Source organism: Aeromicrobium sp. Leaf272 (assembly GCF_001422865.1).
Taxonomy (GTDB): domain Bacteria; phylum Actinomycetota; class Actinomycetes; order Propionibacteriales; family Nocardioidaceae; genus Aeromicrobium.
Genome location: NZ_LMMY01000009.1, coordinates 3,179 through 13,966, shown reverse-complemented (window position 1 = coordinate 13,966; position 10,788 = coordinate 3,179). Strand labels below are relative to the sequence as shown.

21 protein-coding genes and 1 pseudogene are annotated in these 10,788 nt (G+C 68.4%); 21 read left to right on the top strand and 1 reads right to left on the bottom strand.

Features of this window, described 5'->3' with window-relative positions; genetic code table 11:
* The 21 genes and pseudogenes from ASF38_RS18565 to ASF38_RS01495 form a co-directional block, all read left to right on the top strand.
* Positions 1 to 346: pseudogene (locus ASF38_RS18565) on the top strand (50S ribosomal protein L2); the annotation flags it as partial.
* Positions 347 to 378: 32 nt separating this feature from the next.
* Positions 379 to 660, top strand: a complete 282-nt coding sequence (rpsS, locus tag ASF38_RS01590) for a 30S ribosomal protein S19 (protein ID WP_055964284.1) — start codon at positions 379 to 381, stop codon at positions 658 to 660.
* Positions 657 to 1,094: a 50S ribosomal protein L22 gene (rplV, locus tag ASF38_RS01585; RefSeq protein WP_082480222.1), complete on the top strand. Its 438-nt coding sequence runs from the start codon at positions 657 to 659 to the stop codon at positions 1,092 to 1,094. The genes rpsS and rplV overlap by 4 nt, the downstream gene beginning before the upstream one ends.
* 1 nt (position 1,095) lies before the next feature.
* Positions 1,096 to 1,938, top strand: coding sequence for a 30S ribosomal protein S3 (gene rpsC, locus ASF38_RS01580; RefSeq protein WP_055964287.1), 843 nt, complete (start codon positions 1,096 to 1,098; stop codon positions 1,936 to 1,938).
* Positions 1,938 to 2,360: a 50S ribosomal protein L16 gene (rplP, locus tag ASF38_RS01575; RefSeq protein WP_055964290.1), complete on the top strand. Its 423-nt coding sequence runs from the start codon at positions 1,938 to 1,940 to the stop codon at positions 2,358 to 2,360. Before rpsC ends, rplP begins: the two co-directional genes overlap by 1 nt.
* Before the next feature lie 2 nt (positions 2,361 to 2,362).
* The gene (gene rpmC / locus ASF38_RS01570; protein ID WP_055964293.1) at positions 2,363 to 2,587 is read left to right on the top strand and encodes a 50S ribosomal protein L29; all 225 of its coding nucleotides are present in this window, start codon (positions 2,363 to 2,365) and stop codon (positions 2,585 to 2,587) included.
* Positions 2,584 to 2,889: a 30S ribosomal protein S17 gene (gene rpsQ / locus ASF38_RS01565; protein ID WP_055964297.1), complete on the top strand. Its 306-nt coding sequence runs from the start codon at positions 2,584 to 2,586 to the stop codon at positions 2,887 to 2,889. The genes rpmC and rpsQ overlap by 4 nt, the downstream gene beginning before the upstream one ends.
* A 7-nt stretch (positions 2,890 to 2,896) precedes the next feature.
* Positions 2,897 to 3,265, top strand: coding sequence for a 50S ribosomal protein L14 (gene rplN / locus ASF38_RS01560; protein WP_055964301.1), 369 nt, complete (start codon positions 2,897 to 2,899; stop codon positions 3,263 to 3,265).
* 1 nt (position 3,266) lies between these two features.
* Complete coding sequence (gene rplX / locus ASF38_RS01555; RefSeq protein ID WP_055964304.1) at positions 3,267 to 3,641, top strand: 50S ribosomal protein L24; 375 nt, start codon at positions 3,267 to 3,269, stop codon at positions 3,639 to 3,641.
* A gap of 2 nt (positions 3,642 to 3,643) precedes the next feature.
* Complete coding sequence (gene rplE / locus ASF38_RS01550) at positions 3,644 to 4,207, top strand: 50S ribosomal protein L5 (RefSeq protein WP_055964307.1); 564 nt, start codon at positions 3,644 to 3,646, stop codon at positions 4,205 to 4,207.
* A 1-nt stretch (position 4,208) separates the two neighbouring features.
* A complete protein-coding gene (locus tag ASF38_RS01545; RefSeq protein WP_055964310.1) occupies positions 4,209 to 4,394 on the top strand; it encodes a type Z 30S ribosomal protein S14 in 186 nt (61 codons plus the stop codon).
* Positions 4,395 to 4,495: 101 nt separating this feature from the next.
* A complete protein-coding gene (gene rpsH / locus ASF38_RS01540) occupies positions 4,496 to 4,903 on the top strand; it encodes a 30S ribosomal protein S8 (protein WP_055964313.1) in 408 nt (135 codons plus the stop codon).
* Positions 4,904 to 4,919: 16 nt separating this feature from the next.
* Positions 4,920 to 5,462: a 50S ribosomal protein L6 gene (gene rplF / locus ASF38_RS01535; RefSeq protein ID WP_055964315.1), complete on the top strand. Its 543-nt coding sequence runs from the start codon at positions 4,920 to 4,922 to the stop codon at positions 5,460 to 5,462.
* The gene (gene rplR / locus ASF38_RS01530; RefSeq protein ID WP_055964318.1) at positions 5,462 to 5,845 is read left to right on the top strand and encodes a 50S ribosomal protein L18; all 384 of its coding nucleotides are present in this window, start codon (positions 5,462 to 5,464) and stop codon (positions 5,843 to 5,845) included. Before rplF ends, rplR begins: the two co-directional genes overlap by 1 nt.
* Before the next feature lie 40 nt (positions 5,846 to 5,885).
* Entirely contained in the window at positions 5,886 to 6,503 is a 618-nt protein-coding gene (gene rpsE, locus ASF38_RS01525; protein WP_055964320.1) for a 30S ribosomal protein S5, read from the top strand.
* Positions 6,503 to 6,685, top strand: coding sequence for a 50S ribosomal protein L30 (gene rpmD, locus ASF38_RS01520; RefSeq protein WP_055964323.1), 183 nt, complete (start codon positions 6,503 to 6,505; stop codon positions 6,683 to 6,685). The genes rpsE and rpmD overlap by 1 nt, the downstream gene beginning before the upstream one ends.
* A 1-nt stretch (position 6,686) precedes the next feature.
* On the top strand, positions 6,687 to 7,127 hold the full coding sequence (rplO, locus tag ASF38_RS01515; protein ID WP_055964326.1) for a 50S ribosomal protein L15: 441 nt from the start codon (positions 6,687 to 6,689) through the stop codon (positions 7,125 to 7,127).
* Positions 7,128 to 7,341: 214 nt separating this feature from the next.
* Positions 7,342 to 8,646: a preprotein translocase subunit SecY gene (gene secY, locus ASF38_RS01510; protein ID WP_055964329.1), complete on the top strand. Its 1,305-nt coding sequence runs from the start codon at positions 7,342 to 7,344 to the stop codon at positions 8,644 to 8,646.
* Entirely contained in the window at positions 8,643 to 9,209 is a 567-nt protein-coding gene (locus ASF38_RS01505; protein WP_255353796.1) for an adenylate kinase, read from the top strand. The genes secY and ASF38_RS01505 overlap by 4 nt, the downstream gene beginning before the upstream one ends.
* A gap of 22 nt (positions 9,210 to 9,231) precedes the next feature.
* Entirely contained in the window at positions 9,232 to 10,068 is an 837-nt protein-coding gene (gene map, locus ASF38_RS01500) for a type I methionyl aminopeptidase (RefSeq protein WP_082480219.1), read from the top strand.
* Positions 10,065 to 10,451: a hypothetical protein gene (locus ASF38_RS01495; RefSeq protein ID WP_055964332.1), complete on the top strand. Its 387-nt coding sequence runs from the start codon at positions 10,065 to 10,067 to the stop codon at positions 10,449 to 10,451. The genes map and ASF38_RS01495 overlap by 4 nt, the downstream gene beginning before the upstream one ends.
* Before the next feature lie 33 nt (positions 10,452 to 10,484).
* Here ASF38_RS01495 and ASF38_RS17760 read toward each other — a convergent pair.
* Positions 10,485 to 10,788: hypothetical protein (locus ASF38_RS17760; protein ID WP_200914368.1), on the bottom strand; the 304-nt coding region annotated here is incomplete at its 5' end.

Genomic DNA, 10,788 nt, shown 5'->3' with positions numbered 1-10,788 from the left:
GCGTGTCCAGCTCGTCGCCAAGGAGGGTACGCGCGCCCAGGTGCGCCTGCCCTCCGGCGAGATGCGCTACGTCGACGTCCGCTGCCGCGCCACGATCGGCGAGGTCGGCAACGCCGAGCAGTCCAACATCAACTGGGGCAAGGCAGGACGCAACCGCTGGAAGGGCAAGCGCCCGACCGTCCGTGGTGTCGCCATGAACCCGATCGACCACCCGCACGGTGGTGGCGAGGGCAAGACGTCCGGTGGACGTCACCCCGTCTCCCCGTGGGGCAAGCCCGAGGGCCGTACGCGCAAGCGCAAGGCCAGCGACCAGATGATCGTCCGCCGCCGCAAGTCCGGCCGCTGAGCTACGACGAGCTCAGGAACCAGGAGTAGAGAATGCCCCGTAGTTTGAAGAAGGGTCCCTTCGTCGACGGCCACCTCGAGAAGAAGGTGGACGCTCAGAACGAGGCCGGAACCCACACCGTGATCAAGACCTGGTCGCGTCGCTCGATGATCCTGCCGTCCTTCATCGGACACACGGTCGCCGTGCACGACGGCCGCAAGCACGTCCCGGTGTTCATCACCGACGCGATGGTCGGGCACAAGCTGGGCGAGTTCGCCCCCACCCGTACCTTCCGCGGTCACGAGAAGGACGATCGAAAGGCCAAGAGGCGATGAGTGCAGCCACCCGAGACAACGTCAGCGCGCGCCGCGAGCGCCTGCTGGGCGACGCACCGGGCGCGTTCGCCGTGGCCCGCTTCGTGCGGGTCACGCCGCAGAAGGCCCGCCGTGTCGGCGACCTGGTCCGCGGCATGGACACCGACGAGGCTCTCGCGATCCTGCGGTTCGCTCCGCAGGCCGTCGCGTCGAACTTCTACAAGCTCGTGGAGTCCGCCGTCGCGAACGCCGAGACCACCGAGGGCCTGGACGCGTCCGACCTCGTGATCTCCGTCGTGCACGTCGACGAGGGGCCGACCATGAAGCGTTGGCGCCCGCGCGCCAAGGGTGCGGCCAACCGCATCCTCAAGCGCACGAGCCACCTGACCGTCGTCGTGCAGCCGGCCGCTGACGTGCCGCAGTCGCGCAAGAACTCGAAGAAGGGCGGTCGCTGACATGGGCCAGAAGATCAACCCGCACGGCTTCCGACTCGGCATCTCGACCGACCACAAGAGCCGCTGGTACGCCGACAAGCTGTACAGCAGCTACGTCGGTGAGGACGTCAAGATCCGCAAGCTGCTGACCAAGGGCATGGATCGCGCCGGCATCAGCCGCGTGGAGATCGAGCGCACGCGTGACCGCGTCCGCGTCGACATCCACACCGCGCGTCCGGGCATCGTCATCGGTCGCCGTGGCGCCGAGGCCGACCGCATTCGTGGTGAGCTCGAGAAGCTCACCGGCAAGCAGGTGCAGCTCAACATCCTCGAGGTCAAGCAGCCCGAGCTCGACGCCCAGCTCGTCGCTCAGGGTGTCGCCGAGCAGCTGAGCGGTCGCGTGCAGTTCCGTCGCGCGATGCGCAAGGCGATGCAGACGACCATGCGCTCCGGTGCCAAGGGCATCCGGATCCAGTGCTCGGGTCGTCTCGGCGGCGCCGAGATGAGCCGCTCGGAGTTCTACCGCGAGGGCCGCGTGCCCCTGCACACGCTCCGCGCCGACGTCGACTACGGCTTCTACGAGGCCAAGACCACCTTCGGTCGCATCGGCGTCAAGGTGTGGATCTACAAGGGTGAGGTCGCCGGTACCCGCGCCGAGCGCGAGGCCGAGACCGCGCGTCGCGCCGCCGCTCCCGGCAGCCGTCGCCCCCAGCGCGGGCGTCGTCCCGCACGTGACGACCAGGCCGGCCAGGCTCCGGCAGCACAGGGTGCTGCGCAGGCCTCGGCCGAGCAGGCCGCACCCGCAGCCGAGGCAGCTCCTGCCGCGGCCGCCGCGGGCGCTGCCACCGAAGGAGGGCAGTCCTGATGTTGATGCCTCGTAGGGTCAAGTACCGCAAGCAGCACCACCCCAAGCGGCGCGGCATGGCCAAGGGCGGCACGGAGCTCGCGTTCGGCGACTTCGGCATCCAGGCGGTCGAGGGTCACTACGTGACCAACCGCCAGATCGAGTCCGCTCGTATCGCCATGACGCGTCACATCAAGCGTGGCGGCAAGGTGTGGATCAACATCTACCCCGACCGCCCGCTGACCAAGAAGCCGGCCGAGACCCGCATGGGCTCGGGCAAGGGCTCGCCCGAGTGGTGGGTCGCGAACGTCAAGCCCGGACGCGTCATGTTCGAGCTGTCGGGCGTGACCGAGGAGGTCGCCCGTGAGGCGATGCGCCGCGCCATCCACAAGCTGCCGATGAAGGCCCGCTTCATCACCCGCGACACCGAGGGAGGGTTCTGAGCATGGCTGCGAAGACCACTGCCGCAGAGCTGCGCGGCCTCGATGCCGAGGCTCTGGAGACCAAGCTGCGCGAGGCCAAGGAAGAGCTGTTCAACCTGCGCTTCCAGAACGCCACGGGCCAGCTCGACAACACCGCTCGCCTCAAGACCGTCCGTCGCGACATCGCCCGCATCTACACGGTGCTGACCGAGCGCGAGCTGGGCATCATCGAGGCGGTCGAGGCATGAGCACCAGCGAGAAGGACACCGTGACCACCACGAACGACACCCCCAGCAGCGACCGCAACTACCGCAAGGTGCGCGAGGGACTCGTCACGAGCGACAAGATGGACAAGACCGTCGTCGTCATCGTCGAGGACCGCGTCAAGCACGCCCTGTACGGCAAGGTGCTGCGTCGCAACGTGAAGCTCAAGGCGCACGACGAGGCCAACGCGGCCGGCGTCGGCGACCGTGTGCTCATCCAGGAGACCCGCCCGCTGTCGGCCACCAAGCGCTGGCGCGTCGTGGAGATCCTCGAGAAGGCGAAGTGAGAGACAGATGATTCAGCAGGAGTCGCGACTCAAGGTCGCCGACAACACCGGTGCGAAGGAGATCCTCTGCATCCGTGTTCTCGGCGGATCGGGTCGACGCTACGCCGGTATCGGCGACACCATCGTCGCCACCGTCAAGGACGCCATCCCCGGCGGCAACGTCAAGAAGGGCGACGTCGTCAAGGCCGTCATCGTGCGCACCGTCAAGGAGCGCCGTCGTCCGGACGGTTCGTACATCAAGTTCGACGAGAACGCCGCGGTCATCCTGAAGACCGACGGCGATCCGCGTGGAACGCGCATCTTCGGCCCCGTGGGCCGCGAGCTGCGCGACAAGAAGTTCATGCGGATCATCTCGCTCGCCCCGGAGGTGCTCTGACATGACCAGCAACAAGAAGTCGACGCTGTCGATCCGCAAGGGTGACCAGGTCAAGGTCATCGCCGGAGCCGACAAGGGCGTCGAGGGCAAGGTCATCGAGGTGATCGCCGAGCGCAACCGCGTCATCGTCGAGGGCGTGAACCGCATCAAGCGGCACACGCGCGCCGGCGCCGACGGCGGCCAGGGCGGCATCATCACGCGTGAGGCCCCGATCCACGTCTCGAACGTGATGCTCGTGGTCGACGTCGACGGTGACAAGACCACCACGCGCGTGTCCTACCGCCGCGACGACGTGACCAAGAACCGTGCAGACGGTTCCAGCTACGAGGCCCAGCGCAGCGTGCGCGTGTCCTCCAAGACCGGAAAGGAGATCTGAGCATGGCCGAGTCCACCACCGCCGCTCCGCGGCTGAAGGCCAAGTACCGCGAGGAGATCCTCCCGGCCCTGCGCGAGGAGTTCGACCACGCGAACGTCATGCAGGTGCCCGGGCTGACGAAGATCGTCGTCAACATGGGTGTCGGCGAGGCTGCTCGCGACGGCAAGCTCATCGAGGGCGCGATCCGCGACCTCACCGCCATCACGGGCCAGAAGCCGCAGGTGACCAAGGCGCGCAAGTCGATCGCCCAGTTCAAGCTGCGTGAGGGCATGCCGATCGGCGCGCACGTCACGCTGCGGGGCGACCGCATGTGGGAGTTCCTCGATCGTCTGCTGACGCTCGCCCTCCCGCGCATCCGCGACTTCCGTGGTCTGAACGGCAAGCAGTTCGACGGCCGCGGCAACTACACCTTCGGTCTCACCGAGCAGGTCATGTTCCACGAGATCGACCAGGACAAGATCGATCGCTCGCGTGGCATGGACATCACCATCGTCACCACGGCCATCAACGACGACGAGGGTCGCGCGCTGCTGAAGCGGCTCGGCTTCCCGTTCAAGGAGAACTGACATGGCGAAGACCGGCCTGAAGATCAAGGCGGCCCGCAAGCCCAAGTTCGCGGTCCGTGGCTACACGCGCTGCCAGCGCTGCGGCCGTCCCCGCTCGGTGTACAAGAAGTTCGGCCTGTGCCGCATCTGCCTGCGCGAGATGGCGCACCGCGGCGAGCTCCCGGGCGTCACCAAGAGCAGCTGGTAATCCACCAACCCTCACGACCGTCGTAGGTCCTCCCTCACCCGCATGGCACATCGCCTGGGGGCACGGGATGCGAAACCGCGGCAGGAACGGAACACACCACCATGACCATGACCGATCCGATCGCGGATCTGCTCACGCGGATCCGCAACGGCAACCAGGCGTTCCACGACGAGGTGTCGGCGCCGTACTCCAAGCTGAAGGAGGGCGTCCTCGCCCTGCTCAAGCAGGAGGGCTACATCACCGACTACCGCGTCATCGAGCCCGCTGAGGGCGAGGTGGCCAAGAACCTGCAGATCACCCTCAAGTACGGCCCCCAGCGCGAGCGCTCGATCGCCGGCATCCGCCGCATCAGCAAGCCGGGCCTGCGGGTGTACGCCAAGTCCACGAACCTGCCGAAGGTGCTCGGCGGACTCGGTGTCGCCATCATCTCGACCAGCCAGGGCCTGCTGACCGATCGTCAGGCCACGACCAAGGGTGTAGGCGGAGAAGTCCTCGCCTACGTCTGGTGAGGGAGGAGACGAACACATGTCGCGCATCGGCAAGCTGCCCGTCGCCGTCCCGAACGGCGTCGAGGTCACCATCGAAGGCCAGGACGTCCGCGTCAAGGGCCCCAAGGGCGAGCTGTCCCACACGGTCGCCGACCCCATCACGGTCGCCCGTGGTGAGGACGGCAGCCTCGAGGTCAACCGTCCCGACGACGAGCGCAGGAGCAAGGCCCTCCACGGGCTGAGCCGCACGCTCATCAGCAACATGGTCGTCGGCGTCACCGACGGCTACGAGAAGAAGCTCGAGATCGTCGGCGTCGGCTACCGCGTCCTGTCCAAGGGCCCGACGGAGCTCGAGTTCGCGCTCGGCTTCAGCCACCCCGTGGTCGTCAAGGCCCCCGAGGGCATCACGTTCAACGTGGAGGCCCCGACCAAGTTCTCGGTCATCGGCATCGACAAGCAGTCGGTCGGCGAGGTCGCCGCGAACATCCGCAAGATCCGCAAGCCCGAGCCCTACAAGGGCAAGGGCGTCCGTTACGCCGGCGAGCGCGTGCTGCGCAAGGCTGGAAAGGCTGGTAAGTGATGGCCGTCTCCATCAAGCAGTCCAAGGGTCGCTCCGCTCGCGCCACGTCGCGCGCGCGTCGCCAGATCCGCGGTCGCAAGAAGCTCCACGGCTCGCCCGAGCGTCCTCGTCTCGTCGTGACCCGGTCCAGCAAGCACATCGTGGCCCAGGTCGTGAACGACCTCGAGGGTCACACGCTGGCCTCGGCCTCGACCCTCGAGGCCGACCTGCGGTCCTTCGAGGGCGACAAGACCGCCAAGGCGAAGAAGGTCGGCGAGCTCGTGGCCGACCGGGCGAAGGCCGCCGGCATCGAGAGCGTCGTCTTCGACCGCGCGGGCAACCGGTACGCCGGTCGTGTCGCGGCGCTGGCCGACGGTGCGCGTGAAGGCGGGCTGGAGTTCTGATGACCCACAACATCAACACCAACGACATGGGGAGTGCCGCATGAGCGCCCAGCAGAACCGCCGAGGAGGCGGAGACCGTCGCGGTGGTCGAGGCGACCGCGGCGGCGACAAGTCCAACTACATCGAGAAGGTCGTCACGATCAACCGTGTCGCGAAGGTGGTCAAGGGTGGACGTCGCTTCAGCTTCACCGCCCTCGTGATCGTCGGCGACGGTGACGGCCAGGTCGGTGTCGGCTACGGCAAGGCCAAGGAGGTCCCCACGGCGATCTCCAAGGGTGTCGAGGAGGCGAAGAAGAACTTCTTCCGCGTCCCGCGCATCCAGGGCACCATCCCGCACCCGGTGACGGGCGAGAAGGCGGCCGGTGTCGTCTTCCTGCGTCCGGCATCGCCCGGTACCGGCGTCATCGCCGGTGGCCCGGTGCGCGCGGTGCTCGAGGCCGCCGGTGTGCACGACGTGCTGAGCAAGTCGCTCGGTTCCTCGAACTCCATCAACATCGTCCACGCGACGGTGGCGGCCCTCAAGGGCCTGGAGTCGCCCGAGATGGTCGCGCAGCGTCGCGGCCTGTCGGTCGAGGACGTCGCGCCCGCCGCCCTGCTCAAGGCGCAGGCCGAGGGCATCAAGGAGGCGCAGAACGCGCCCGTCGAGGCTGGTGTCTGATGGCACGTCTCGAGATCACCCAGGTTCGTTCGGCCATCGGTCGCCAGCAGAACCAGCGCCACACGTTGCGGTCGCTGGGTCTCAAGCGCATCGGTGACGTCGTCGTCAAGGAAGACCGTCCGGAGATCCGCGGCATGGCTGAGACCATCCCGCACCTCGTGGACGTCAAGGAGGTTGACTGACATGGCGCTGAAGCTCCACCACCTGCGCCCCGCCCCCGGTGCCAAGACCGCGAAGACCCGTGTGGGTCGCGGTGAGGGCTCCAAGGGCAAGACCGCCGGCCGCGGCACCAAGGGCACCAAGGCCCGCTACCAGGTGCCGGCCGGTTTCGAGGGTGGCCAGATCCCCCTCCACATGCGCCTGCCCAAGCTGAAGGGGTTCAAGAACCCCTTCCGTGAGGAGTACCAGGTCGTCAACGTCGAGCGGATCGGCACCCTCTTCCCCGAGGGTGGCGCCATCGACGTGGACGCGCTGGTCGAGGCCGGGGCGGTCCGCAAGGGCCACCTGGTCAAGGTGCTCGGCGAGGGCGACCTCTCGGTCGCCGTCCAGGTCACGGCTCACAAGTTCTCCGGTTCGGCCCGCAGCAAGATCGAGGCCGCCGGCGGCAGCGCGACCGAGCTCTGAATGACGCTCTGACGCACGACGGCGAGGCTCTCGGACCCCTCGGGTCCACCCGAGAGCCTCGCCGTCGTTCGTCGTCCGGCACCTCGTGCCGACGCAGACGCCGTGCCGGCGCAGGACGACCGTCCTGCAACCACCGGGCAACGGCCGACCTGCGAGAACTGACTGTTAGAGTCGCGGGGGCCCGTACGGGTTCCACGATCGAGGAGGACATCAGGTGCTCAGCGCCTTCGTGAACGCGTTCAAGACGCCTGACCTACGGCGCAAGCTGCTGTTCGTCCTCGGCGTCATCGTGCTGTTCCGTCTCGGCTCGACCCTTCCGGCTCCCGGCATCAACGTCAGCAACGTCCAGCGCTGCGTCGACCTCGCCTCCCAGGGCGAGAACAGCAGCCTGTTCGCGCTCATCAACGTCTTCTCCGGTGGTGCGCTCCTGCAGCTCACCGTGTTCGCGCTCGGCATCATGCCGTACATCACCGCGAGCATCATCCTGCAGCTGCTCGTCGTGGTCATCCCCAGGCTCGAGGCCCTCAAGAAGGAGGGCCAGTCCGGTCAGGCGAAGATCACGCAGTACACCCGCTACCTCACGCTGGGTCTGGCCGTGCTCCAGGCGACCGGCATCGTGGCCCTGGCGCGCAGCGGACAGCTGTTCGGCGGCGTCGACTGCGGCGACCTGCTCTACCGCCAGGACAGCATCCTGGCCTTCCTGCTCATCGTGCTCGTCATGGTCTCCGGCACCGCCGTCATCATGTGGCTCGGCGAGCTCATCACCGACCGCGGCGTCGGCAACGGCATGTCGATCCTGATCTTCACGCAGGTCGTCGCCACCTTCCCCGGCGCGATGTGGCTGATCAAGGAGCAGAAGGGCTGGGCGACGTTCTCCGCCGTCGTGGCCGTCGGTCTCGTGATCGTCGCGGCGGTCATCTTCATCGAGCAGGCCCAGCGGCGCATCCCCGTCCAGTACGCCAAGCGGATGGTCGGGCGTCGCATGTTCGGCGGCTCGTCGACCTACATCCCGCTCAAGGTCAACCAGGCCGGCATCATCCCGGTGATCTTCGCCTCGAGCCTGCTGTACCTGCCGGCCCTCTACGCCCAGTTCCGTCCGGACGGCGTGGGCGCGGTCTGGATCAACGACCACTTCGTGCGGGGCGACCACCCGTACTACATGATCACGTACTTCGCGCTGATCGTGTTCTTCGCCTACTTCTACGTCGCGATCACCTTCAACCCCGAAGAGGTCGCCGACAACATGAAGAAGTACGGCGGGTTCATCCCGGGCATCCGCGCGGGTCGTCCCACGCAGGACTACCTCGCCTACGTCCTGAGCCGCATCACGGCGCCCGGCGCGGTGTACCTGGGCATGGTCGCGCTCATCCCGATGATCGCCGTCGCCCTGCTCGGCGCGAGCCAGAACTTCCCGTTCGGCGGTACGTCGATCCTCATCATCGTGGGCGTCGGCCTCGACACGGTGAAGCAGATCGAGAGCCAGCTCCAGCAGCGCAACTACGAAGGGTTCCTGCGGTGACGCGACTTCTCATCATGGGCCCGCCGGGGGCGGGCAAGGGGACGCAGGCGGCGACGCTCGCCCAGCGCATCAGCGGCGCCCACATCTCGACCGGTGACATCTTCCGGGCGAACGTGCAGCAGCAGACCGAGCTGGGGAAGACGGCCCAGCGCTACATGGACGCCGGTGAGTACGTGCCCGACGAGGTCACGAACGCCATGGTGAAGGATCGACTGGCCCAGGACGACGCGCGCGACGCGTTCATCCTGGACGGCTACCCGCGGACGGTCGAGCAGGTCTCGACCCTCGACACGATCCTCTCCGACCTGGGGTCCCAGCTCGACCACGTGCTGGTGCTGACGGTGGATCACGAGGAGCTGATCGGCCGACTGCTGAAGCGGGCCGAGACCAGCGGTCGCGCCGACGACACCGAGGACGTCATCCGGCACCGCCAGGAGGTCTACATCGCCGAGACCGCGCCGTTGCTGCCGGTCTACCGCGAGCGGGGCCTGCTGCGCGAGGTCGACGGGATGGGCACGGTCGACGAGGTCGAGGCGCGCATCGACGCCGCGCTCGGTCTCTGACCGCGCGGACCGGGGCGCGTCCGTGTTCGGCCGGGGCATCGAGCTCAAGAGTCCGGAGCAGGTCGTCGCGATGCGGCGTGCCGGGCTCGTGGTGGCCCATGCACTCGACGCGGTCAGGTCGGCGATCGCGCCCGGCGTGACCACCGCCGAGCTGGACGCGTTGGCGCACGACACGATCCGAGCGCACGGCGCCACCTCGAACTTCCTGCACTACGGCGCGGAGCCGGGTGTCCCCGGCTTCCCGGGCGTCATCTGCACCTCGGTCAACGACGAGGTCGTGCACGGCATCCCGGGCCCGCGGGTCCTGCGCGACGGCGACGTCATCTCCGTCGACTGCGGGGCCATCGTCGACGGCTGGCACGGCGACGCGGCCATCACCGTCGAGGTGGGTGAGGTGCGGCCGGAGGTGCACACGCTCGTGGTCGAGACCGAACGGGCCCTCTGGGCGGGGATCGCCGCGGGGGCGCCCGGGCGTCGCGTCGGCGACATCAGCCACGCCATCGAGCGCAGCGTCCGGTCCGCCGGGACGTACGGCATCGCCGACGGCTACACCGGTCACGGCATCGGCACCGCCATGCACCAGGCACCCGACGTGCCGAACGTCGGCCGGCCCGGCAAGGGCCCGAAGATCGTGCCCGGACTCGTCCTCGCCGTCGAGCCGATGGTGACGCTCGGCTCGCCGGACAACCGCACGACCGAGGACCAGTGGACCGTCGTGACGGTGGACGGCTCGTGGGCCGCGCACTGGGAGCACACGGTGACGTGGACCGAGGAGGGAGCCTGGGTGCTGACCGCGGTCGACGGCGGCCGGGCCCAGCTCGCGGCGCTCGGGGTCGCGTACGCCGGGGACGACGCATGAGCGGCATCCGTCGGCTCGTTCCTGCGCTGCTCACCGGCGCCGTCCTCGTGCTGGTCGGAGCGTGCTCCGGTGGCTCCGACGGCTCCGACGACCCGGCCGCAGCGGTCGAGACGATGATGCGAGCGCTCGACGCGGGCGACTGCCAGGCCGTCAAGGACGTGGTGCTGACTCCCTCGGAGATCGACTGCGGCTTCGTGACGGACCTCGGTGGCATGTTCGCCGACGAGGGCCTCGAGCTCGACGAGGTGGACTTCACCGTGGCGGAGTCGTCCGGGGACCAGGCCACGGTCGAGATCGACTGGAACGACGGCGACCCGAGCGAGTCCTACGAGGTCCAGCGGGTCGACGGCACGTGGAAGGTCCTGTTCGACAGCGCGGCCTGAGGCACCTCTCGACGAGCGAGCGCCCCGAAGGCCTCAGTCGTCGGTGGGCGCCGTGGTGGCCGACGTCGCAGCGGACTTCGCCGTGACGCCCGCCGTGATGCGCACCGAGGCCAGGCTCCTGGTCGTGAATCCGTCGCGGGTGCCGGTGACGATGACGCGGACCTTCTTGCCGCGGTCGGCCGCGGTGAGGGTGTAGGTCGTGCGGGTCGCCCCGCGCACGGCCCTGCCGTCGGCGTACCACTGGTAGGTGAACCGCGCCGACGGCGACCACGGAGCAGTGGTGGCGGTGAGGGTGGAGCCGACACTCTCCGCGCCGGTGAACTCGGGGCGCGGCGCG

What these genes read in the sequence shown, in the direction of transcription:
- rpsS (WP_055964284.1), top strand. Translation starts at nt 379, where the DNA reads ATGCCCCGTAGTTTGAAGAAGGGTCCCTTCGTCGACGGCCACCTCGAG.
- rplV (WP_082480222.1), top strand. Translation starts at nt 657, where the DNA reads ATGAGTGCAGCCACCCGAGACAACGTCAGCGCGCGCCGCGAGCGCCTG.
- rpsC (WP_055964287.1), top strand. Translation starts at nt 1,096, where the DNA reads ATGGGCCAGAAGATCAACCCGCACGGCTTCCGACTCGGCATCTCGACC.
- rplP (WP_055964290.1), top strand. Translation starts at nt 1,938, where the DNA reads ATGTTGATGCCTCGTAGGGTCAAGTACCGCAAGCAGCACCACCCCAAG.
- rpmC (WP_055964293.1), top strand. Translation starts at nt 2,363, where the DNA reads ATGGCTGCGAAGACCACTGCCGCAGAGCTGCGCGGCCTCGATGCCGAG.
- rpsQ (WP_055964297.1), top strand. Translation starts at nt 2,584, where the DNA reads ATGAGCACCAGCGAGAAGGACACCGTGACCACCACGAACGACACCCCC.
- rplN (WP_055964301.1), top strand. Translation starts at nt 2,897, where the DNA reads ATGATTCAGCAGGAGTCGCGACTCAAGGTCGCCGACAACACCGGTGCG.
- rplX (WP_055964304.1), top strand. Translation starts at nt 3,267, where the DNA reads ATGACCAGCAACAAGAAGTCGACGCTGTCGATCCGCAAGGGTGACCAG.
- rplE (WP_055964307.1), top strand. Translation starts at nt 3,644, where the DNA reads ATGGCCGAGTCCACCACCGCCGCTCCGCGGCTGAAGGCCAAGTACCGC.
- ASF38_RS01545 (WP_055964310.1), top strand. Translation starts at nt 4,209, where the DNA reads ATGGCGAAGACCGGCCTGAAGATCAAGGCGGCCCGCAAGCCCAAGTTC.
- rpsH (WP_055964313.1), top strand. Translation starts at nt 4,496, where the DNA reads ATGACCATGACCGATCCGATCGCGGATCTGCTCACGCGGATCCGCAAC.
- rplF (WP_055964315.1), top strand. Translation starts at nt 4,920, where the DNA reads ATGTCGCGCATCGGCAAGCTGCCCGTCGCCGTCCCGAACGGCGTCGAG.
- rplR (WP_055964318.1), top strand. Translation starts at nt 5,462, where the DNA reads ATGGCCGTCTCCATCAAGCAGTCCAAGGGTCGCTCCGCTCGCGCCACG.
- rpsE (WP_055964320.1), top strand. Translation starts at nt 5,886, where the DNA reads ATGAGCGCCCAGCAGAACCGCCGAGGAGGCGGAGACCGTCGCGGTGGT.
- rpmD (WP_055964323.1), top strand. Translation starts at nt 6,503, where the DNA reads ATGGCACGTCTCGAGATCACCCAGGTTCGTTCGGCCATCGGTCGCCAG.
- rplO (WP_055964326.1), top strand. Translation starts at nt 6,687, where the DNA reads ATGGCGCTGAAGCTCCACCACCTGCGCCCCGCCCCCGGTGCCAAGACC.
- ASF38_RS01495 (WP_055964332.1), top strand. Translation starts at nt 10,065, where the DNA reads ATGAGCGGCATCCGTCGGCTCGTTCCTGCGCTGCTCACCGGCGCCGTC.